Origin of the sequence: Thermococcus sp. 101 C5, from assembly GCF_009372125.1 — an archaeon.
GTDB lineage: Archaea > Methanobacteriota_B > Thermococci > Thermococcales > Thermococcaceae > Thermococcus_A > Thermococcus_A bergensis.
Genome location: NZ_WHIZ01000003.1, coordinates 26,588 through 46,468, shown reverse-complemented (window position 1 = coordinate 46,468; position 19,881 = coordinate 26,588). Strand labels below are relative to the sequence as shown.

Annotated in this window: 20 protein-coding genes; 7 read left to right on the top strand and 13 right to left on the bottom strand. The window is 43.7% G+C overall.

Annotated features, from left to right (window positions below; genetic code table 11):
- Positions 1-26 precede the first annotated feature (26 nt).
- A complete protein-coding gene (locus tag GBV73_RS00865) occupies positions 27-2,843 on the top strand; it encodes an RtcB family protein (protein ID WP_152878748.1) in 2,817 nt (938 codons plus the stop codon).
- A 17-nt stretch (positions 2,844-2,860) separates the two neighbouring features.
- Here the strand turns inward: GBV73_RS00865 and GBV73_RS00860 are convergent, their stop codons facing one another.
- The 6 genes from GBV73_RS00860 to GBV73_RS00840 form a co-directional block, all read right to left on the bottom strand.
- Positions 2,861-3,784 (bottom strand): ABC transporter permease, encoded by a 924-nt coding sequence (locus GBV73_RS00860; RefSeq protein WP_152878747.1) that lies wholly within the window; start codon positions 3,782-3,784, stop codon positions 2,861-2,863.
- A complete protein-coding gene (locus GBV73_RS00855; protein WP_152878746.1) occupies positions 3,781-5,976 on the bottom strand; it encodes an NEW3 domain-containing protein in 2,196 nt (731 codons plus the stop codon). The genes GBV73_RS00860 and GBV73_RS00855 overlap by 4 nt, the downstream gene beginning before the upstream one ends.
- 5 nt (positions 5,977-5,981) lie before the next feature.
- Positions 5,982-6,896 (bottom strand): ABC transporter ATP-binding protein, encoded by a 915-nt coding sequence (locus tag GBV73_RS00850; RefSeq protein ID WP_152878745.1) that lies wholly within the window; start codon positions 6,894-6,896, stop codon positions 5,982-5,984.
- Between the two features lie 4 nt (positions 6,897-6,900).
- Positions 6,901-7,824 carry an ABC transporter permease subunit gene (locus GBV73_RS00845; protein WP_152878744.1) on the bottom strand — a complete coding sequence of 308 codons (924 nt, stop codon included), beginning with the start codon at positions 7,822-7,824 and terminating at the stop codon, positions 6,901-6,903.
- Between the two features lie 89 nt (positions 7,825-7,913).
- On the bottom strand, positions 7,914-8,069 hold the full coding sequence (locus GBV73_RS11080) for a hypothetical protein (RefSeq protein ID WP_172967179.1): 156 nt from the start codon (positions 8,067-8,069) through the stop codon (positions 7,914-7,916).
- A gap of 146 nt (positions 8,070-8,215) precedes the next feature.
- Positions 8,216-8,545 carry a YbjQ family protein gene (locus GBV73_RS00840; RefSeq protein ID WP_152878743.1) on the bottom strand — a complete coding sequence of 110 codons (330 nt, stop codon included), beginning with the start codon at positions 8,543-8,545 and terminating at the stop codon, positions 8,216-8,218.
- Between the two features lie 87 nt (positions 8,546-8,632).
- On the opposite strand from GBV73_RS00840, the gene moaC reads away from it, so the two are divergent.
- On the top strand, positions 8,633-9,094 hold the full coding sequence (gene moaC / locus GBV73_RS00835; RefSeq protein WP_152878742.1) for a cyclic pyranopterin monophosphate synthase MoaC: 462 nt from the start codon (positions 8,633-8,635) through the stop codon (positions 9,092-9,094).
- Between the two features lie 33 nt (positions 9,095-9,127).
- The gene (locus GBV73_RS00830) at positions 9,128-10,825 is read left to right on the top strand and encodes an endonuclease MutS2 (protein ID WP_152878741.1); all 1,698 of its coding nucleotides are present in this window, start codon (positions 9,128-9,130) and stop codon (positions 10,823-10,825) included.
- Here the strand turns inward: GBV73_RS00830 and GBV73_RS00825 are convergent.
- Positions 10,822-11,487 carry a Kae1-associated kinase Bud32 gene (locus GBV73_RS00825; protein WP_152878740.1) on the bottom strand — a complete coding sequence of 222 codons (666 nt, stop codon included), beginning with the start codon at positions 11,485-11,487 and terminating at the stop codon, positions 10,822-10,824. The two genes, GBV73_RS00830 and GBV73_RS00825, sit on opposite strands and share 4 nt — an antisense overlap.
- Positions 11,488-11,492: 5 nt before the next feature.
- The gene (locus GBV73_RS00820; protein ID WP_152878739.1) at positions 11,493-11,807 is read right to left on the bottom strand and encodes a hypothetical protein; all 315 of its coding nucleotides are present in this window, start codon (positions 11,805-11,807) and stop codon (positions 11,493-11,495) included.
- A gap of 119 nt (positions 11,808-11,926) precedes the next feature.
- Here GBV73_RS00820 and GBV73_RS00815 point away from each other — a divergent pair, with 119 nt between their 5' ends.
- From GBV73_RS00815 to GBV73_RS00805, 3 genes are read left to right on the top strand one after another with little or no spacing between them, the layout of a single operon-like run.
- A complete protein-coding gene (locus GBV73_RS00815; RefSeq protein ID WP_152878738.1) occupies positions 11,927-12,601 on the top strand; it encodes a hypothetical protein in 675 nt (224 codons plus the stop codon).
- Positions 12,591-13,298, top strand: coding sequence for a hypothetical protein (locus GBV73_RS00810; RefSeq protein WP_152878737.1), 708 nt, complete (start codon positions 12,591-12,593; stop codon positions 13,296-13,298). Before GBV73_RS00815 ends, GBV73_RS00810 begins: the two co-directional genes overlap by 11 nt.
- The gene (locus GBV73_RS00805; RefSeq protein ID WP_152878736.1) at positions 13,291-13,683 is read left to right on the top strand and encodes a hypothetical protein; all 393 of its coding nucleotides are present in this window, start codon (positions 13,291-13,293) and stop codon (positions 13,681-13,683) included. Before GBV73_RS00810 ends, GBV73_RS00805 begins: the two co-directional genes overlap by 8 nt.
- Here the strand turns inward: GBV73_RS00805 and GBV73_RS00800 are convergent, their stop codons facing one another.
- Positions 13,684-14,325 carry a YigZ family protein gene (locus tag GBV73_RS00800; protein WP_152878735.1) on the bottom strand — a complete coding sequence of 214 codons (642 nt, stop codon included), beginning with the start codon at positions 14,323-14,325 and terminating at the stop codon, positions 13,684-13,686.
- A gap of 188 nt (positions 14,326-14,513) precedes the next feature.
- Between GBV73_RS00800 and thsB the strand changes: the two genes are divergently transcribed.
- Positions 14,514-16,160: a thermosome subunit beta gene (gene thsB, locus GBV73_RS00795; RefSeq protein WP_152878761.1), complete on the top strand. Its 1,647-nt coding sequence runs from the start codon at positions 14,514-14,516 to the stop codon at positions 16,158-16,160.
- Positions 16,161-16,239: 79 nt separating this feature from the next.
- Here thsB and GBV73_RS00790 read toward each other — a convergent pair whose 3' ends face one another.
- Genes GBV73_RS00790 through GBV73_RS00775 form a run of 4 tightly spaced genes read right to left on the bottom strand, consistent with a single transcriptional unit; the run spans position 16,240 to position 19,821 of the window.
- On the bottom strand, positions 16,240-17,373 hold the full coding sequence (locus GBV73_RS00790) for a sodium ion-translocating decarboxylase subunit beta (RefSeq protein ID WP_152878734.1): 1,134 nt from the start codon (positions 17,371-17,373) through the stop codon (positions 16,240-16,242).
- Between the two features lie 6 nt (positions 17,374-17,379).
- A complete protein-coding gene (locus tag GBV73_RS00785) occupies positions 17,380-17,850 on the bottom strand; it encodes an acetyl-CoA carboxylase biotin carboxyl carrier protein subunit (protein ID WP_152878760.1) in 471 nt (156 codons plus the stop codon).
- Between the two features lie 2 nt (positions 17,851-17,852).
- Positions 17,853-18,242 carry an OadG family protein gene (locus GBV73_RS00780; protein WP_042699956.1) on the bottom strand — a complete coding sequence of 130 codons (390 nt, stop codon included), beginning with the start codon at positions 18,240-18,242 and terminating at the stop codon, positions 17,853-17,855.
- A 10-nt stretch (positions 18,243-18,252) separates the two neighbouring features.
- Positions 18,253-19,821: a carboxyl transferase domain-containing protein gene (locus GBV73_RS00775; RefSeq protein ID WP_152878733.1), complete on the bottom strand. Its 1,569-nt coding sequence runs from the start codon at positions 19,819-19,821 to the stop codon at positions 18,253-18,255.
- Positions 19,822-19,881: the final 60 nt, after the last annotated feature.

The following is a 19,881-nucleotide window of genomic DNA, read 5'->3' as shown; positions in this document are numbered from 1 at the left end:
AGCTATTTAATTTGGGGGTGAGGAGAATGGAAATCCCATTAAAGAGGATAGACAAGATTAGGTGGGAGATACCGAAGTTCGATAAAAGAATGAGAGTGCCGGGGAGAGTTTATGCAGATGATACACTAATCCAAAAAATGAGACAGGATAGGACTCTCGAACAGGCCGCAAATGTGGCTATGCTTCCGGGGATTTATAAGTATTCGATAGTAATGCCTGATGGTCATCAGGGTTATGGCTTCCCAATCGGTGGAGTAGCTGCTTTTGACGTGAAAGAAGGAGTAATAAGCCCCGGAGGAGTGGGTTACGATGTGAATTGCCTACATGAAGAGAGCGAAGTCATAAGTGACTTAGGGTTCAGAATAAAGGTCAAAGATTTACCCACGATGTTCAAGGAGGTTCCACTCAAAGTCTACAATGTCAAGGAGGGTCACAATGATCACTCCAGAGTTATGTTGGTTGCTGAGAGAGACAGCGACGAGGAGATTTACGAGATAAGGCTCACCAGTGGTAGAGTCATTAAAGCTTCTGGAGATCACCCAGTGTTGACGGAGAATGGGTATAAGATAGCAGAAGAGCTAGAACCGGGGGACTTAGTTGCAGTTTATCCCTTTGAGGGAGTAGAATATGAGAAGCCCAGCACGGAAGTTCTTTTAACCCACCAAGATTTCGCAGATGAAGATAAGCAACTGATAAAGTACTTAGAAGAGAGGGGTCTGCTTCCTTTGAGAATGGATGATCCAAGGATAGGTGTTCTGGCAAGAATTCTTGGATACTTCATTGGTGATGGATCGTTCGATATATACCACGAGAAGAATGGAAGAGAGAGAATTATCACAGTTTTCTATGGAGACAGCAAGGGACTGGAAGAGTTGAGAAAAGATTTAGGTTTTTACTTCAATATCAAGGCTTCGAGAGTTTACACAAGGACAAGAAACGAGAAAGTCAAAACAGCATGGGGCGAGTTTGAGACTAGAGGAACAGAGTACTCAATAAAAGTGACATCAAAAGCGTTTTCAAAGCTTCTCATCAAATTGGGAGCTCCTGTTGGCAAGAAGACTGAGATTGACTTCGACGTGCCTGAGTGGATTAAGAAGTCTCCAAAATGGGTCAAGAGGAACTTTCTCGCAGGCCTCTTTGGAGCGGACGGAAGCAAACCGAGGCTAATGTCCAGCAATCACAAATACACTCCAAACACGATATCCTTGACTGCTGTCAAGGCTAAGGAGCTTGAAGAGAGCCTTGTCAGGTTCCTTAATTCAGTCAAAGATTTGCTGACAGAATTTGGAATTAGTTCCCACGTCAGAAAAGTCAAAGAATATAGCAACAGAGTAATGTACCGTCTCGTGATATACTCCAACACGGAGGAGATTTACAAGTTCCTTTCCAAGATTGGCTATGAATACACCTCTCATAAACCCTACGCGTTGATCTTTGGGGAGTATCTTAGAAGGAAAATCATGGCATCAAAAGAAATCTCAGAAAGCAACCTGGTTAAGAGAAACAGGAAACTGGCTGAGCTCCTACCTGAGTTTGAGAGCTTTGCCAAGACGTACGGACTTGAAGGTGGCTTTGTTCTTGATCCCGTTGTAGATGTCCGCAGAACAAAGAGTGACTCCAAGAAACTCTACGACATCGGCGTATACCACGAAGCCCACAACTTCATAGCAAATGGTATAGTAGTGCACAACTGCGGTGTCAGGCTTATTAGGACGAACTTAACGGAGAAAGAAGTTAGACCAAAGATCAAACAGCTCGTCGATACTCTATTCAAAAACGTGCCAAGCGGGCTTGGAAGCGAAGGAAGGATTAGGCTTCACTGGACACAATTGGATGATGTTCTTGCAGATGGCGCAAAGTGGGCTGTGGATAACGGATATGGCTGGAAGGAAGATTTAGAGCATCTAGAAGAGAACGGGAAAATGGAAGGAGCGGATCCAAATGCAGTAAGCCAAAAAGCAAAGCAAAGAGGAGCCCCACAATTAGGTTCTCTAGGAAGTGGAAACCACTTCTTGGAAGTGCAGGTGGTTGATAAAGTCTTCAATGAGGAAATCGCCAAGGTATACGGCCTATTTGAAGGACAGGTTGTTGTGATGGTGCACACCGGGTCGAGGGGTCTTGGGCATCAGGTGGCAAGTGACTACCTCAAGATCATGGAAAAGGCAAACAGAAAATACAACGTGCCATGGCCAGACAGAGAACTCGTAAGCGTTCCATTCCAGACAGAGGAAGGGCAAAAGTACTTCAGCGCTATGAAAGCTGCGGCAAACTTTGCATGGGCTAACAGGCAGATGATTACCCACTGGGTAAGGGAGAGCTTTGAGGAAGTGTTCAACCAAAAGGCTGAGGACTTAGGAATGAGCATAGTTTACGATGTTGCCCACAACATAGCAAAAGTTGAAGAGCACGAGGTTGATGGAAGGAAAGTCAAAGTTGTAGTTCACAGAAAAGGTGCTACAAGAGCATTCCCCGCTGGACATGAGGCTGTGCCAAGAGCTTACCGCAATGTGGGACAGCCTGTCTTAATCCCCGGTTCAATGGGTACGGCAAGCTATGTGCTTGCTGGAGCCGAGGGATCAATGAAAGAAACCTTTGGCAGCACATGCCACGGTGCGGGAAGGGTTTTGAGCAGACATGCCGCCACAAGGCAATTTAGGGGAGATAAGCTTAGAAACGAGCTCATGCAGAGAGGAATATACATCAGGGCAGCGAGCATGAGGGTTGTTGCAGAGGAAGCCCCCGGAGCCTACAAGAACGTCGATAACGTTGTTAACGTTGTTCATGAGGCGGGAATAGCTAATCTGGTGGCAAGGATGAGACCTATTGGAGTTGCAAAGGGCTAATTTGCTCTTTTCTATTTTTATCTGAGGTCGCTGGTCATAAATCTAACATAAGCAAAGGCAAACGGGAGGAGCAGAAAGGTTAAAAGCATTGATAGATTGTTGAACATCAAGATTAGGGAATCTCCAAGGGGAGCATAGTAGTTGGCTATTCTATCACCAGCAAAAACAGCAATAATTAAAGCAACATAGTGATGAGCCGGATTTATAAAGTGCAGCCTCTGCTCCCAGAGCTTAAAAGTTTCTTCCCATATTTCAAAAGCAGGCGTTCCATAAGGTGGCACTTCTCCAGCTAGGTGTTGGGCTATCAGAGAGACGATTAACCCATATATCATTGTTAAAAAAATTGCTAGGCCAATTGATATAAGCATAGAGGTCTCAGGTTTTTTTAGAAGTGTCGAAAAAAGGATGGAGAAGCTTAGAAAGACTAAGGAATAGAGAAATGTCAAAAGGAATGCAATAAATCCCCTGAAGACAGAATCTCCATCGAGAGGAGTGCCATTGATAAGGAGAAAGGCAATCGTAACCACATATCCAATGGTGATTGTAATAGCCAAAACAAACGCATTGCCGAGGAATTTCCCGTTTATAACTCCATCCCTGTAAACGGGATGTGCAAGGAGCGTTTTTATAGTTCCGCTCTCAATCTCTTTGTTTATCGCATCTGCCCCGAGAGAAGCTCCTAAAATAGCACCGATTACCGTGAAGAACGTAAAGTTGAGGGTAAGCATGGTAGAAAGAGGTGTAGCAAAAACTTCTCCACTCACTCCAAACAAATCCATTGATAAATTTTCAACAGAGGGAGAGGTTAGCTCACTTAAGTTGTCCCTCAGAGAGTAAGAGAGCAGAAGAAGGAGAAGAACATAAATGCTAAGGAGTATTGCAAACCTTTTGCTTTTTATTGAGACATAGAGCTCCTTCATCGCAATGTTCAATGCCTTCATCTCCTACCCACCCTCCTCATCATCCATATTACAGCCCCAAAAGTTAGCACGAGTATTAGTATCCCAATGTATGCAGTATTAGAGCTCTGAGTTACCCTAACCGTAATCTGGGTGCTGGCTTGAGCTTGATCTCCCTTTCCGGTGATTGTTATTTGATATGTTCCAGCAGGAGTTGTCTCGGGGACTTTTATCGTAACAGTCAAGCGATTCTTTGGTTCGCTAGTTCTTTCTCCAACATTGCCCTCCTCAAAATACAGCGACCCAAGCTCGGGAATTACTTGGGGAGTAACTTTAACATCCCATCCTTGAGGAGCGCTTACCTCAAATTTTATGTTCGTTATTGGAGCAGTTCCAGTGTTTTCGAGGGAAAGATAGGCGATCCCCTCCTTACCGGCTTTAATGTTCACCATTGGTGTCTCCGGATACATCTCAAATTTGTATTCCCCGATAAGCTTCACTACTAAGTTTATCCTTTTCTCCAATCCAGAGGAGCTATCAACGGCAATCGTCAGGTTGTATTCTCCAGGCTGGGCATTAAAGGGAGGAACTATTCTTAAAGTAACTTCTTTGGATTCTCCCGGGTTAATTTTTATCTTTCTCATAGGACTTTCCGCATAATAAAATTCCGCTGACCATCCTTCCGGAACGTCAAAAGTCGAAAGCAAATACGAATCTTCTTCTTTTCCTAAGTTCTTTATGCTCATTGTATAGCTCCCTATGGATCCAGCCGTAACTGCAACTGTGTCCCCGCTTCCCTCAAGCTCGAAGTAGTAGGGGAGCTTTGTTAAAGTTATCTCCAAAGTTTTTTCCTCCCCATCCTCAAGTGTGACATCTTCTTCAACAGTTTCATATCCCTCTTTTTCCACAAAAATTTTGTATTCTCCGGGTTTAAGCTCTATCTTGGCTTTTCCATAGCCGTCTGTCAAGGTAGTTTCGTCTCCAGTGCTAATTTTTGCTTTTTTCACAAAGTTGCCCTCTTCATCCTTAACGATCACGAGTATTTTTGCGGGCTCTCCTTTGTACGTCTTGTAGATAAAAACGCTCACGTTCTTTTCTATTCCGTTTATCGAGAACCCTATTTTATGCTCACCAAGCTCAGCATTTCTTGGAGCCTCTACAAAAAGAGTTATCTCTTGCTCTCCTTCCAAAAGAAAAGACTTGACTCTCTGGTTACCCATGAGGAAATATGCATTCCATCCAGCAGGTTTCTCTGTTACTTCCAGCTTTACAGCTTTCTCCTCTCCCCTATTTTTTATGATTATTGGGAATGTAACACTCTGACCAGCCTCAGTTTCAACACCAAGCATGGGAATTATAACATCAATGCCCGCATTTTTAACCACATCGAGGGTAATCTCGCTAATCTCTTCCCCAACTGCAAAGCGAATTCCCTTTTTTCCGCTCGCATCTTCGGAAATCTTTATAAAAAGAGTTAAAACAGCAGAAGCCTTGGGATTTAAAGCGATTTCATTGACCTCATATTTCCCACTCTCATCGAGAACTCTTACATCCCATCCCAAAGGCTTTGAGAGGATCTTTAGCTGTAAATTTAATTCCTTGTTGCCATTGTTGTAGACAGTTATTGGAATTTGGACTTCATCGCCAGCTTTCACCTTAAGCCCCCTGAAAGGATAGTAAACCTCATAATCCTTTCTCACCTTTCTGTCAACCTCAACATTAGCGTAGTAAACCCTCAAAACATCTTCTATGTATTCGAGGGCGAGTTTGTCGTAAACTCTGACAGAGTTTGCCCTTACCTCTATATCATCCCCGTTTATGCTCAGCAACACGCTTTCATTGCCTGAGTCCATCACCTTTAGAGAATAATCCCCTACTTCAAACGAAGCTCCGTTTTTAGGGGTTATCTCTTTGGTTAGAGGAGGCTTATACTGCAATGCAACAAAGACATCCTCGTTTTCAGCATTGTAGCTTCCAAGGACAACCCTTATGCTGCCAACTTCGGTAAGATTCCCCTGCCCAACAATTTTCTTTATTTCCTTATCCTCGTAGATTATAGCATACGGCTTCATTTCGTTCTTTTCCAAGGTGAGGTATATTTTGTATTCCCCTACAATCAGACTCTCTCCTATCTTTACCCTACCTTCAAACACCGTCACCCAGGGTTGGGCGCTCATGAAGGGAAAACTCGAAAGCAAGAGAACAAAAATAATCAAGGAGGCCCATTTTTTCATTTGACTCACCTCTTGTAAATAGTCCTCAAGAAAACGTCCTCCAAGCTTGGCTCTTCAACTTCAAGGCTCACAATTGTTATTCCCTTCCTTGCAAGAAGCTCTGAAAGCTGCTCCCTAATGTCCTCCTTTGCGAATATAATTGCCTTATTTTCGTTTATCCTTTCCATTCTTATAACTCCAGAAAGATCGATTTCCGGAAGTGCTTGCTTTGTCTCAACCTTTATCTCGTACCCTTCAAGTTCCATGAATTCTTTCTTTATTTCTTCAAGCGTTCCCAGTGCCCTAAGTTTCCCTTTGACTATTATACCGACTCTATCACTTAACTCCTCTACTTCACTGAGTATATGAGATGAGAAAAACACCGTTTTTCCTTTTTTGCGTTCTTCTCTAACGATGCTTTTTACTAGGTAAGCCCCTTCCGGGTCGAGGCCGCTTGTGGGCTCGTCCAGTATCAGCACTTCGGGATCGTTTATAAGTGCTTGAGCCAGCAAAAGCCTCTGCTTCATACCCTTCGAAAAGGTCTTGACTTTTCTATACCTTGCTTCCCACAGTCCTACAAGATTTAAAAGTTCTTCAATGCGCTTTTCCTTCTCTTGTTTTGAAAAGCTGTAAAAGTTTGCAAAGAACTCCAAGTTCCTCCATGCTGTCAATTCTTCATAGAGAGTTGCATTTTCTGGAAGAAAGCCTATTCGCTCTTTGACTTTTATGGGCTCTCTGAAAACGTCATTTCCAAGTATTCTCACAGTACCTTTGTCTGGGATTACAAGCCCAAGCATACTCAAGATAGTGGTCGTTTTACCCGCTCCATTTGGACCCAAAAATCCAAAAATTTCCCCTTTGTAAACTTCAAAGCTCAGTTCATCAACGGCTTTGAAATCTCCATAGCTTTTGGTGAGGTTTTCAACTTCTATGGCTTTCATAATATCACCTCAGCTCCATTTTCATAAACTTTGCATAGGCTATTGCAAAAGGCAAGAGAAACATAATTACCAAGGCTACAATGTTTTTCCATGCAATTCCAATTGCCTCCAGGTACGAAATATTTGAAGGCTTTAATGTGAGTGAAAATCCCCCAGAAGCTAATAATTCAGAGAATTCAGATATAGAAACCCCATACTTAATCGCGTTTAGTATGTTGTCCATATGGTAACCTGGGACTGGTGAGAGCAGGAGATAAACTTTCTTTAGTGCCTCTTGTAGGACTATTGGATTAGTAGGGGCAACTCCCTCTCTCAAGCTCATTAACACAACAAGGGTCGAAGCAACACTTGGGTAGACAATTTCAAGGAATATCGGCAGAATTACCGCCACTATTATTGCTGTTGAAGGTTTTTTTATGAATGTGGAAAGCAGAAAGCCTAAGGAGAGATAGACAAGCGAAAACAGCACAAAAAATGGCAACATTTTTACGAAAGTTGCTACAAATTCTGAGCCTAACGGAACACCAAGTATTAACAAGAATGCAATGCTCCCTATTGCAAATATTAAAAATGCCATTATAACTACTGCCATTCTGCCAAGGAACTTTCCTAACAAGTATTGATCTCTATAAATTGGATGACTCAAAGTGACTTTAATAGTTCCTCTTTCAACTTCCCTGTTTATAGCATCAGCCCCAAAAATTGCTCCAATTACTGCAAGGAAAAACATCATTGAGGAAATTTGGGCATTTTGAGCGGCGTTTAAAGCCATATCGGTGTCTAAAACCTCTATTCTCATTAAAGTACTCTTTATCCAGTATGCATACCCTGCGCCAGCCATCAAAAACACGACAAGCACTATAAGCACTCTCTTTGTCTTTATTCCCTCATAGATTTCTTTCATGGAAACGTTCAAAATTGATGACATTTTCTCACCTCATTGTTTTGCAATTACTTAGTTGAATTTAAATATCCTATTTTGGAATTTAAACTTTTTGGTGATTAGACGTTAGTGAGCTACTCCACTCTTTCGGAAGGGGACATCCCGCCCGAATATGTTGAGCTGTATCTCATTCTCGGGGAGAGTATTACAAATAGCGCTGTCATTATTTGGAATTTCCTCGTTTTGATGCCGACTTCAAAATCCTTCACTGCAATGTTCATTACTTTCATGGTGACCACCAAGCCTGATAGCAACTCATATACTTAAAGCTATTGATACCTTTAGTTTTATTAATCATTCAAAAAAACATAAGTAAAAACAAGATAAACAAATCAACAATAGAGGGGATTATCAAATGAAAAAGAAAAAGCAGGTTTCACTCCTTTTCCAGTACAACAGCCGTTCCATAGGCAAAAATCTCTGCTGCTCCTGAGGCAACTGCTGAAGTCATAAACCTAACTCCAATAACCCCGTTTGCTCCCATTTCCTTTGCGTGCTGAATCATCCTCTGAAGGGCTATCTCTCTCGCCTCTGCAAGCATTTCGGTGTACTCCTTAACTTCTCCACCAGCAATATTCCTTAAACCGGCAAGTATGTCTTTTCCAAGGTGCTTTGCCCTAACGGTTGCTCCCCTCGCGATTCCAAGAACCTTAACTACCTTATACCCGGGAACATTCTCCGTTGTAGAAATAATAAATTCCTCCATATTCACCACCCAAATACTTCGAACTTCGAGGTAATTTTATATTCTAAAGCTTAAATACTTTTCTGGAGTAATAGGAGAGGTGAGAAAATGGAGCTCACACATGTCGATGAAAAGGGCGTAAAAATGGTCGAGGTTGGGCATAAGGATGTGGTCTTCAGGAAAGCCGTTGCAAAGGGAAGAATAAAGCTAAAACCTGAGACCATCAAGCTCATCCAAGAGGGAAAAACAAAAAAGGGAAACGTGATAGCAACTGCGCAGCTTGCAGGAATTTTGGCCGTAAAGAAAACTCCAGAGCTCATTCCCCTCTGCCACCCCATTCCGCTCACAGGAGTGGACATATCCTTTGAGTTCGGAGAAGACTACATCGAGGCAACTTGTGAGGTTAGAGCCTACTACAAAACAGGCGTCGAAATGGAAGCGCTAACTGGTGTCAGCGTTGCCCTTCTCACGATATGGGACATGGTAAAGGCCGTAGAAAAAGATGCCAGCGGCCAGTATCCCTTTACAAAGATTGAAGAGATTAGAGTAGTGGAGAAAGTGAAGGAGTAGGGTTTATAAAATCCACCAGAGGTTTAGTGAGAGATGAAGCTCAACAGTGAAGCGAAGGAAATATACAAGGCTATAAAAAATGAGATAAAGAGGAGAATCCAGCTCAGAGAAAGTCTAGTGTACCTTGAGAAATTTTCGCTAACAAACAACAGAGAGGAAATATTAAGAAGACATAGGTATCTGAAGGAAAATCTTCCGAAAATCAGCGAAGAGCTAAAGCCTCTCCTTTCAAAGATAAGACCCATAAGGTTTAGAAGGGAATATCTCCACGACAGGCTTCTTGTAGTCAGTGAAGAGGAATTCGAGAAGGCAAAAGCCCTCAATATATGTGACGTCTCTCTAGAACCAGAGGAAGGCTATGACCTAATACTGAGCACAGCTGACTATGGCATTGATGTTGAACTTTCCATTAGCGAAATAGCTCCCGAGCTCTATATAATGCCCCTGTGGGAGAACCGAGAAACGCTTAAAGCCCTTGCCAGCATAGGGAGAATTCTAAACTCTCCTTCCGTTGCAGAGGAAATTTTGACAGAGCTAAGAAGACTCGAAAAAGTTGCGAAGAGGAGAGAGATTTTAGAGAACCTAGACGAAATAGTTCGGAGAGAAGAGCAGAGGTTAAACACAAAGATCGAAGAGATGCTAAAGAAATTTAGCCTAACCCTGAGCGGAAAGGAACTTTTGGAGTTCCTAAAGGAACTAAAGAGCGGAAATTATCAAGCAATATTCTCCCACTTCTCCCAGGTTGAAAACGAAATCCTGAGGGAGATAAGAAAAAGCGAAGAAAGACTTAGTAAACTGCTTAATCTTGATGTGGAGGTGTTTTCAAGAGATAATTTATACCCAGTGGAAGTTTCTGCAGAGACTGTTGAACTCCTGAGGACAGAGCTCGAAAAAGAAACAAAGATTGAGATGTATTTAGTGAGCAGGGAAATCCTGAGGAAAATAAAGCCACTACTCCCGAAACTGAAAGAAGAGCTTCAAAAAGCTTATGAACTGGAATTCTTGAGGGCTGTGAAAGAATTTACCGAAGGCTTTGTCTTTCCAGAAATTGCCAGCGGAGGGGTAGCTTTCATAAATGGAAGGCACCTCTTTATAGAAAACCCACAGCCGGTCAACTACGTCGTTGGGAACGTTGCGAGCTTTGACGGCACAAGAGGAGAAAAGGTTGTGATTTTAACTGGAGCTAACAGCGGTGGAAAGACCTCTCTGCTCGAACTCATCACCCAGATAGTTCTCCTCACCCACATGGGGCTTCCAGTTCCTGCGGAAAAAGCATGGGTTGAGCCATTAGATGAGCTTTTCTTCTTCAGAAGGAAGCGCTCTTCCTACGGAGCCGGTGCTTTTGAGACCGCCTTAAAGGCTTTTGCCCGCGCTCTCACAAAAGAAGGCAAAAAGCTGATCCTCATAGACGAGTTTGAGGCCATAACGGAACCCGGTGCTGCAGTGAAGATTATTGGGGAGCTCCTTAAGGTAGCCCACGAAAAGGGGTTTTACGTCGTTATCGTCTCTCACTTAGGAGAAGACCTAAAGAGAGAGCTGTCCTTTGCGAGGGTTGACGGAATAGAGGCAGAAGGCTTGGATGAGAACCTCAACCTGATAGTGGACAGACAGCCCAAGTTTGGAAAGCTTGGAAAGAGCACTCCAGAGCTGATAGTGGAAAAACTGGCAAAGAAAAAGCGCGGAAAAGAGAAGGAGATTTTTGAGAGAGTCCTGAAGGCTTTCAAAGGCTAACCCTTAATCCATCCCCTCTCTCTGTATCGTCCTCTGCTTTCGATTTCGTCCAGCTTTGCTTCGACCTCTTTTCTCTTTTCTGTGCCTCTAATCTCTTCATAACCGTTTAAAACCTCTTCAAACCCCTTCTCAAACCACTTGTAATGTGTGCTCTCCATAGCCCTTCTGAGGAGATGCAGGTCAACTCCCTGAGCTTCAAGTGTTGCATCGAACTCGGCAAGACCGAAGTCAATGAAGTAAACCTTTCCTTCTCTGAAAATCATATTTGAGGTAGTCAAATCGCCGTGAACTATGCCCGCTTCATGGAGCTTTCCTATCTGCCTGCCGATTTCCCTGCAGATTTTTAGGCGCTCTTCCATCGGGATGCTCTCAAGCAGTTCCTTTAGTCTCTCACCTTCAATGTACTCCATGACTATTTTCATGTCCTTTAGGTCAACTTCATACACGTAGGGAACGTTAACCCCAAACTCTTTTGCCCTGTGAAGGATTCTTGCTTCTCTCACGGTTCTCTCTTTTCTAAGTTTTTCGTCAATCTCCTTGATCCTATAACGCTTTGGTATGCGGTGTTTTATTATGACTTTCTCCCCATTAAACGGGAAGTAAAGCTCCTCAAAGCCTGCCAGATAAATCTTTGCTTCTGCTCCCTGTTTTATCAGCTTCATGTGCTTCACCCATTTATCTCAAGTGCCTGAATAACACCATGAGCATCTTCAAATACAAGCCTGATAGAGATAACGTCTTCAATTTTTAGCACTAACAAGGCATTTCCTCCTTTAAGTACCAGCTTGGCCTCATCGATCTCATTTTCCTCAAGTTTTTTCATGGCATATTTAAGCTTTTCATCTTTACTCTCGAGCATATCATCTAGAAGAGATGCTCTGTTTTCTATTTCAATGTCCAACAGTTTGTAGTCTGAAACCTTCTCTAAGAACTCCTTGAGCTTCTTAATTTCTTTAATGAGATAGACCCTAGGCTCTTCCATACCCACAACACCACTTGTATTTTGTTTTGTAAGTGTATTAAAGTTTCTCGAACATTTGACAAAAGGTTTAAATATTATGTCAACTTACATAGGTTGACAAGAATTCAATGGTGAAGTGAATGAAGCTTGAGGACTCATGGCCTATAACCCCTCTAGGAGTTTCAAGGATTTTTGTAATATTGGGATATTCTCTAATGATTGCGAGTTTAATTCTTCAAGTCCGCGTTGTAGAGCTTACTTTTGGTGGACTTACTCTTTTTGCACTCTCTAGGGGAAGGGGTATAGAGATTAAAGAAGATGGACTTGTTTTAAAATATCTTTTCTGGAAGGTTAAAATACCTTTTGAGGAAATCAAAGAGGTAATGCTTGCGAATGAGCTCAGAGAGGCCAAATTATTTAGATACAACTGGAAAGATGCAGGACTTGTAGTGTTGCTCTTTATTATAACCCTCATCAAAGCGCCATGGAGAGAATTCCCTCTCCTTTTTCTCTGGATTTTTGTCATTTATGTTGCTTATTTCTTGTATCTCTTTGTTCCAATCTATAAAATTTGGGAAGACTTCGGGAAAATCTTTTTGGGTATTGTAGTGTTGCTTCCCATATTTTCCACCTTAGTTGGTGAAAACCCAGTTCTTGGAGTATTTCTTGGAATTGTATTTCTCGTGTTTATCGTTTTCTGGACAAGATTCGACTACATAATTGTCAATACTGTGGGAAAAGGTATTATCGTAATAGGATGCCCCGATGGAAGAAAAGCTATCAAAATGTTTATGGGTGTTAGAAATGAAGCTTGAAGGCATTAGGCCATCAAATTTCAGCGGAGTTCCAGCTCTAATGGCAATCTCTGCACTTGTGATGATACTTGGAGGGATAGAATTCTCCTCATTGTGGATGGGAATTACTGGCTGGGCTCTTATCTTTGCTTCATGGGGAGTATCAGCCAAAATTGAAAACAAAACCTTAGTTCTCAAGTATGCCTTTGGGTTGCTACCTATAAAGCTCAGAGCGGAGGATATTGATGAGGTTTTAATCCTGAACAGAGTGGAAAGGGGTGTTCTTTTAAGGCATTTCCCTATAGTTGGAATCGCTTATATGGGGGCACTTGTCTATGCGTTATACCGTTATTCCACATTTCCGGAGAACCTTCTGCCGGGGTATTACCTGGGAGCCCTTGGGATAATTGTAATCTCAAGTTCTGTACTGCTCTCAATGGCAGTACCAACTGGGAAAACACGTCATAAGCTTCTTGCAACAGTCGCTATTTCTATTGCTGGTGCATTTCTTCTATGGCTTAAGACTCGTAAAGCAGAAATGATTCCAATGATAGCAGTCTTAGCTATGATAACTCTTTTGATAGTATACGATATCGACACTGAAGACCACATCGTTTTGAAAACAAAGAAAGGCAAATATCTCTTAACCTCTAACGCTCCCAGAGATAAAGTGGAAAGAGCAATCAAAGCAATCATGGAGGTTTTAAGTGATGATTAGGCTCCCGGAAAGCATGGAAAGAATCTGGACTATGAAGGCAAAAGGGATGAGAGAGATAGAAATAGCAGAAAGTCTTGGAATTTCAAGACAGGCTGTAAACAAATCTTTGAAAGAGGCTAAAGCTAAGCTCTTTGAGGCTTTCTTTTCCCTAGCTGAGACATTTTCGTGGGAAATCGTAAGAGTAAACGCCGAAAAGGGATTTATGGTTGCAAGAGGGAAATGCGGAGGCAGAGCAACAAGGGTTTACGCGTTCTACATACCGGAGAAAGGGATAAGGGCATTTTTTGACAATGAGATTCCGGAGTTTGTTCTTCAACATGCTTTGGAGTTCGGCATTATTAAAAAACCAGACAAGAGGGAACTGATAAATGCTTTGGAGAGCTGACTAATCTCTCTTCTTTCTGATTCCCCTCTCAAAATCTAGGAACTCTCTTATTTTTGCTTTTCCTTTGGTGATCTCGATGAGGTAGTTTATAAGCTCCTCTTTTTTCTCTGGCAACACTCCAGCCACAAATTTGACTTCGACATTGAATTCTCTCTCGAAAATTTCTGCCTCGAATTTTTCAATTGCTTTTTCAACTGCGTTGTAAAGGTTGTACGGAAAAACTATTTCAATTGGTTCTTTTTTGATGACCTCTATTATTCCCGCTTTTTCAAGAGCTTCACTTGCTGTCTCGCTGTATGCCTTTATCAATCCTCCATAGCCAAGCTTTGTTCCGCCAAAATACCTCGTTACAACGACCACAACGTTTTCCAGACCCTTGTATTCAAGAACCTTAAAAACAGGCTTTCCGGCACTTCCCCTTGGCTCTCCATCGTCATCATAGTGAACGAGAAGTGTGTTCCCCTCTCTAACCCTATAAGCGGAAACATTGTGCGTCGCATCTGCGTGGGCTTCCTTGACTTTTCTAATGAACTCTTTGGCCTCTTTCTCTGATTTTACTGGCATGGCATAGCCGATAAAGAGAGAATCCACATAGAGCTTTTCAACCTTCCCAAACCCTCTAATTGTCCGATATCCCTCCATGGAAGAGAATGGACAAACACTCTTTAATAATCTTTTGCGTTCCTCTTCTTTGTAAGTTAGGCAAAACTTCTGCCCATTTATTGGCTACTATTCAAAATTTTTCATCAAATTCAGCCTTTTAAGTAGAAACGTTTTTATAGAGTACTAACGAAAGGTTCTTGTTTAACATAACGGAGGTAATTGAAATGATGGTAGGACAAGGTGGACAGCCTGTTGTTATTCTCCCCGAAGGAACCCAGAGATACGTTGGAAGGGATGCCCAAAGACTAAACATTTTGGCCGCTAGAGTCATAGCGGAGACCGTAAGAACCACCCTTGGTCCAAAGGGTATGGACAAAATGCTTGTTGACAGCCTTGGAGACATAGTCATCACAAACGACGGTGCAACGATTTTGGAGCAAATAGACGTTCAGCACCCTGCAGCTAAAATGATTATTGAAATCGCAAAGACCCAGGACAAGGAAGCCGGAGATGGAACAACCTCAGCCGTTGTAATTGCGGGAGAACTCTTAGCAAAGGCTGAAGAGCTTTTAGATCAAAATATCCACCCAAGCATAATTATTAAGGGTTACACTCTTGCAGCCGAGAAGGCTCAAGAGATACTTGACAGCATGGCAATCTCAGTTGAACCAGACAATGAGGAAATCCTCATAAAAATAGCCTCAACTTCAATAACCGGTAAGAATGCTGAAAGCCACAAAGAGCTTTTGGCAAAACTTGCTGTGGGGGCAGTTAAACAGGTTGCCGAGAAGCTTAACGGCAAATACGTTGTAGATATTGACAACATCAAGTTTGAGAAGAAGGAGGGTGGAAGCGTAAGGGACACCCAGCTCATCAGGGGTGTCGTAATCGACAAGGAGAGAGTCCACCCAAGAATGCCAAAGAAAGTTGAAAACGCCAAGATTGCACTTATCAACGATGCCCTCGAAGTTAAAAAGACCGAAACAGACGCAAAGATAAACATCACAAGCCCAGACCAGCTCTACGCATTCCTCGAGCAGGAGGAGAAAATGCTCCAAGAGATGGTGGAGCAAATAGCCGCAACAGGTGCTAACGTTGTCTTCTGCCAGAAGGGAATTGATGACCTAGCACAGCACTACCTCGCAAAGCACGGTATCTTGGCAGTTAGAAGGGTCAAGAAGAGCGACATGGAGAAGCTTGCCAAGGCCACAGGTGCAAAGATCGTCACAAACGTCAAAGACCTAACAAGCGAAGACCTCGGTTATGCCGAGCTTGTTGAGGAGAGGAAGGTTGCTGGCGAGAACATGATATTTGTTGAGGGCTGCAGGAATCCAAAGGCCGTCACAATCCTCATCAGAGGTGGAACAGAGCACGTTGTGGATGAAGTCGAAAGAGCCCTCGAAGACGCTATCAAAGTCGTCAAGGACGTCATGGAAGACGGTGCAATCTTACCAGGAGGAGGAGCTACAGAGATTGAGCTTAGCATCAGACTTGATGAGTTTGCAAAGCAGGTAGGAGGCAAGGAACAGCTTGCAGTTGAGGCCTTTGCCGAGGCTTTGAAGATCATTCCAAAGACCCTCGCAGAGAACGCAGGGCTTGACACAATAGATGTCCTTGTTAAGGCCATAAGTGAGCACAAGAACAAAGGAAAAGCAATCGGTGTAGATGTCTTCGCTGGAGAGCCAGCTGACATGCTCGAGAGGGGAGTCATTGAGCCAGCGAGGGTTAAGAGGCAGGCCATAAAGAGCGCAAGCGAAGTTGCAATAATGATCCTCAGAATCGACGACGTCATAGCTGCAAAGCTTTCAAAGAACGAAGGCAAAGGCGGAGAAGGAGACATGGGTGGAATGGGCGGAATGCCCGGCATGATGTGATCTTCTTTTCTCAGATTTTTACTTTTCTATCCAATTAAAAATGAAATTCATCAGAGGAGTTTAATAAAAAAAGAAGAAATCATCCAAGCACTGAGAGCAGAACTCCAGCTACGACTGCGGTTCCTATAACTCCAGCAACGTTTGGTCCCATTGCATGCATTAGTATGAAGTTTCCGGGGTCTTCTTTTGCAGCGATCCTTTGAACAACCCTAGCACTCATTGGAACTGCTGAAACTCCTGCTGCACCGATCATTGGGTTTATCTTTCCACCGCTGAGCTTCATCATGAGTTTACCAAGCAATACTCCTCCAGCTGTTGCTGAAGCAAATGCCACAACACCAAGGAGGAGGATTTTTATTGTGCTTAAGGTTAGAAAGCTCTCTGCCTGCATTGTCGAACCAACGCCAAGCCCTAGGAATATTGTAACAATGTTCATCAGCTCTTCTCTTGCGGCTTTGCTTAAACGCTCAACAACACCGCTTTCCCTGAAGAGGTTGCCGATCATGAGCATTCCAACTAGGGGAGCTGCTGAAGGCACGAGAAGACCGATGATTATCATTGAAGCTATTGGGAACAGTATCTTTTCCCTCTTTGAAACTGGTCTCAACTGCTCCATTCTGATTTTCCTTTCCTCAGGGGTTGTAAGAGCCTTGATAACGGGAGGCTGGATGAGCGGGACAAGGCTCATGTAGGAGTAAGCAGCCACTGCAGTCGCACCGAGTAAGTGAGGAGCGAGCTTTGTAGTTAGATAAATCGTCGTTGGGCCGTCAGCACCACCTATGATACCTATCGAGGCTGCCTCCTGAAGGTTAAAGCCCAACGCAATCGCGACAAGCATTGCAACGAAAACACCAATCTGTGCTGCTGCTCCAAGCAGTGCGGTCTTTGGATCGGCAATCATTGGACCGAAGTCTGTCATTGCTCCAAGCCCAAAGAATATCAGTAATGGGACGACCTCTGTGTCGATAAGGTAGTGCTTTATAAGGTAGAACAGTCCCGGATGGTGTGGGTCAGCGCTCAAAATGCCTGTTAGCGGGAGATTTACCAGTACGGCACTTGCTCCAATCGGAAGCAGCAATAATGGCTCCATCTCATACCTTATAGCCAGATAGATTAGGATAAACCCGACAAGTATCATTATCACATTTCCTACTGTTAAGTGAAAGAGACCTATGTTGGCAAAGAAGTCAAGTATTGCCTGTTCAAGCCCCATTTTCCATCACCCGAGTTCTATTAGTGGTTGGCCGGTATCTACTGTATCGCCCTCTTTAACGAGGATTTTCTTAACAACACCATCCCTCGGCGAAGGAATCTCGTTCTCCATCTTCATTGCCTCAAGCACAAGCAACCCCTGACCAGCCTTAACCTCATCACCCTCCCTAACCAAAATCCTAAGCACCTTACCCGGCATTGGTGCTGTAACAACATTTTCACCAGCCGGCACTGGAGCAGAAGAAACCCCAACCGGCGCTGAAGGTGCTGGAGCTGGCGCAGGAGTAGCGACAGGAGCACCAGCCTGAACAGGAGCTGCCGAAGGAGCTTGAAGGGCACCCATTGGTATTCCAAGGTCTTTGGCTTCAATTTCATAGCTTTCTCCTTCAAAACTGACTTTGAACTTCCCGCCACCGAGTTCTTCAACTTCAACCTCGTAGGGAACGCCATCAACAATGACCTTAACTTTACCTTTCATTATCACCATGCCCCCATTTCATAATTAAAGTTCTCAACTTCCTCAAGTTGGGTTTGGACGCCATATAAACGCCAAACATCGGAAGGTTTCTTTTTAAACGGCAAAGGCCTGAGCTGGGCGTTTTTCTCCGCTATGTAGGCCAAAACCGCAGCAGTGATTACAGCAAGCTTCTTGGGCTCAATTGAAGGCTTCTCTTCGGCGATGACCTTTTCTTCTTTCTCTTCTTTGGGTAAAGGCTTAACTTCCACAGGCTTTTTTCTTTCAATCAGCGCTTTCTCTAGATGGCCTATTCCGTACATTGCCAAGGCGAGCAGTGCCAGCACTAGGAAAACCACCACAACACCCAAAATGGTAATATAAAAGCCCTCAAGGAAAAACTCCACTGTGACCATCTCTCGCACCTCACAGCGGTATGTTGCCGTGCTTCTTCGGTGGAAGCTTTACACGCTTGCTCTCCAAAGCTTCCAACGCCATGATAATCTTTCCTCTTGTCTCTGCTGGGTCGATAACGTCGTCTATGTAGCCTCTGCTTGCGGCCACATATGGGTTAGCGAACTTCTCTCTGTACTCCCTTATCTTTTCCTGTCTAACCGCTTCTGGATTTTCTGCTTTGGCAATCTCCTTTCTAAAGATGATATTTGCCGCTCCTTCTGGACCCATAACGGCTATCTCAGCTGTTGGCCAGGCAAAGACAAAATCTGCACCGAGGTGCTTGCTTCCCATTGCTAAGTAAGCTCCACCATAAGCTTTCCTCAGGATTACTGTAACCATCGGGACTGTTGCCTCTGAATAAGCGTAGAGTACCTTTGCACCGTGCCTTATGATTCCACCGTATTCCTGCTGAACTCCGGGTAAGTAACCGGGGACATCAACGAGGGTGACTATCGGGATGTTAAAGGCGTCACAGGTTCTTACGAACCTCGCTATCTTGTCGGAGCTGTCTATGTCAAGAACTCCAGCAAGGTGGATTGGGTTGTTTGCGACTATACCAACTGTCTGCCCGTTCATTCTTCCAAAGCCCACAACTGCATTTGGAGCGAAGTATGGAAGTACTTCGAGGAAATCCGGATTTCCGTTGGCATCTCTATCAACAATCTCATAGATGACCTGCCTCACATCGTAACCTTTGTTGGGATCGTCGGGAACTATCTCATAGAGCTTTTCACTCTTTCTGAAGGGTGGGTCGTTGGTCGGGTATCTTGGTGGCTTTTCCATGTTGTTTGATGGAAGGTAACTTAGCAACTTTCTTATGAGCATGAGAACTTCTTCATCACTCTTGCCTATTAAGTGGGCCTGTCCGCTCTTTTGAGCATGAATCATTGCACCACCAAGCTGAATTGGAGAAACTTCCACACCAGTGACGGCCTTTACTACCTGAGGACCGGTAATGAACATATAGCTTGCAGGATTGTCGACCATGAGAATAAAGTCACCTATAGCAGGACTGTAAACTGCTCCACCTGCACAGGGACCCATGATAGCAGTAATCTGTGGAACCACTCCACTCAGAATCGTGTTCATCTTGAAGATTTCACCATAGCCCTTAAGGGAGTCAACACCCTCCTGAATTCTTGCTCCACCGGAGTCGTTGAGACCTATTACCGGAGCACCTGCTTCCAGAGCAAGCTCCATGATGCGCTTTATCTTTGCGGCATGCATTTCTCCAAGAGAACCACCCATAACAGTGAAATCCTGGGCGTAGACGAAGACGAGCCTGCCATCGATGGTTCCGTAACCGGTAATAACCCCATCTGCAGGCAGTTCCATCTTGTCGAGGCCGAATTCTGTGCCGCGGTGTTTTACGAACATTCCAAGCTCCACGAAGCTTCCCGGATCAAGGAGCTTTTCAATTCTTTCTCTTGCTGTAAGCTTCCCTTTTTCGTGCTGCTTTGCGATTTTTTCTTCTCCACCCATCTTAAGAATTTTCTCCTTCTTTTCATAGAGTTCCTTCACTTTTTCTTCCATAGTCATAAGAGCTGCCCCCATAACCATTGGTTAACTAAGTTGTAGTTTGTAAACCCCTTTAAAAGG

Excerpts from the sequence above, each read along its gene's own strand:
- GBV73_RS00865 (WP_152878748.1), top strand. The coding sequence starts at position 27 with ATGGAAATCCCATTAAAGAGGATAGACAAGATTAGGTGGGAGATACCG.
- GBV73_RS00860 (WP_152878747.1), bottom strand. The coding sequence starts at position 3,784 with ATGAAGGCATTGAACATTGCGATGAAGGAGCTCTATGTCTCAATAAAA.
- GBV73_RS00855 (WP_152878746.1), bottom strand. The coding sequence starts at position 5,976 with ATGAAAAAATGGGCCTCCTTGATTATTTTTGTTCTCTTGCTTTCGAGT.
- GBV73_RS00850 (WP_152878745.1), bottom strand. The coding sequence starts at position 6,896 with ATGAAAGCCATAGAAGTTGAAAACCTCACCAAAAGCTATGGAGATTTC.
- GBV73_RS00845 (WP_152878744.1), bottom strand. The coding sequence starts at position 7,824 with ATGTCATCAATTTTGAACGTTTCCATGAAAGAAATCTATGAGGGAATA.
- GBV73_RS11080 (WP_172967179.1), bottom strand. The coding sequence starts at position 8,069 with ATGAAAGTAATGAACATTGCAGTGAAGGATTTTGAAGTCGGCATCAAA.
- GBV73_RS00840 (WP_152878743.1), bottom strand. The coding sequence starts at position 8,545 with ATGGAGGAATTTATTATTTCTACAACGGAGAATGTTCCCGGGTATAAG.
- moaC (WP_152878742.1), top strand. The coding sequence starts at position 8,633 with ATGGAGCTCACACATGTCGATGAAAAGGGCGTAAAAATGGTCGAGGTT.
- GBV73_RS00830 (WP_152878741.1), top strand. The coding sequence starts at position 9,128 with ATGAAGCTCAACAGTGAAGCGAAGGAAATATACAAGGCTATAAAAAAT.
- GBV73_RS00825 (WP_152878740.1), bottom strand. The coding sequence starts at position 11,487 with ATGAAGCTGATAAAACAGGGAGCAGAAGCAAAGATTTATCTGGCAGGC.
- GBV73_RS00820 (WP_152878739.1), bottom strand. The coding sequence starts at position 11,807 with ATGGAAGAGCCTAGGGTCTATCTCATTAAAGAAATTAAGAAGCTCAAG.
- GBV73_RS00815 (WP_152878738.1), top strand. The coding sequence starts at position 11,927 with ATGAAGCTTGAGGACTCATGGCCTATAACCCCTCTAGGAGTTTCAAGG.
- GBV73_RS00810 (WP_152878737.1), top strand. The coding sequence starts at position 12,591 with ATGAAGCTTGAAGGCATTAGGCCATCAAATTTCAGCGGAGTTCCAGCT.
- GBV73_RS00805 (WP_152878736.1), top strand. The coding sequence starts at position 13,291 with ATGATTAGGCTCCCGGAAAGCATGGAAAGAATCTGGACTATGAAGGCA.
- GBV73_RS00800 (WP_152878735.1), bottom strand. The coding sequence starts at position 14,325 with ATGGAGGGATATCGGACAATTAGAGGGTTTGGGAAGGTTGAAAAGCTC.
- thsB (WP_152878761.1), top strand. The coding sequence starts at position 14,514 with ATGGTAGGACAAGGTGGACAGCCTGTTGTTATTCTCCCCGAAGGAACC.
- GBV73_RS00790 (WP_152878734.1), bottom strand. The coding sequence starts at position 17,373 with ATGGGGCTTGAACAGGCAATACTTGACTTCTTTGCCAACATAGGTCTC.
- GBV73_RS00785 (WP_152878760.1), bottom strand. The coding sequence starts at position 17,850 with ATGAAAGGTAAAGTTAAGGTCATTGTTGATGGCGTTCCCTACGAGGTT.
- GBV73_RS00780 (WP_042699956.1), bottom strand. The coding sequence starts at position 18,242 with ATGGTCACAGTGGAGTTTTTCCTTGAGGGCTTTTATATTACCATTTTG.
- GBV73_RS00775 (WP_152878733.1), bottom strand. The coding sequence starts at position 19,821 with ATGACTATGGAAGAAAAAGTGAAGGAACTCTATGAAAAGAAGGAGAAA.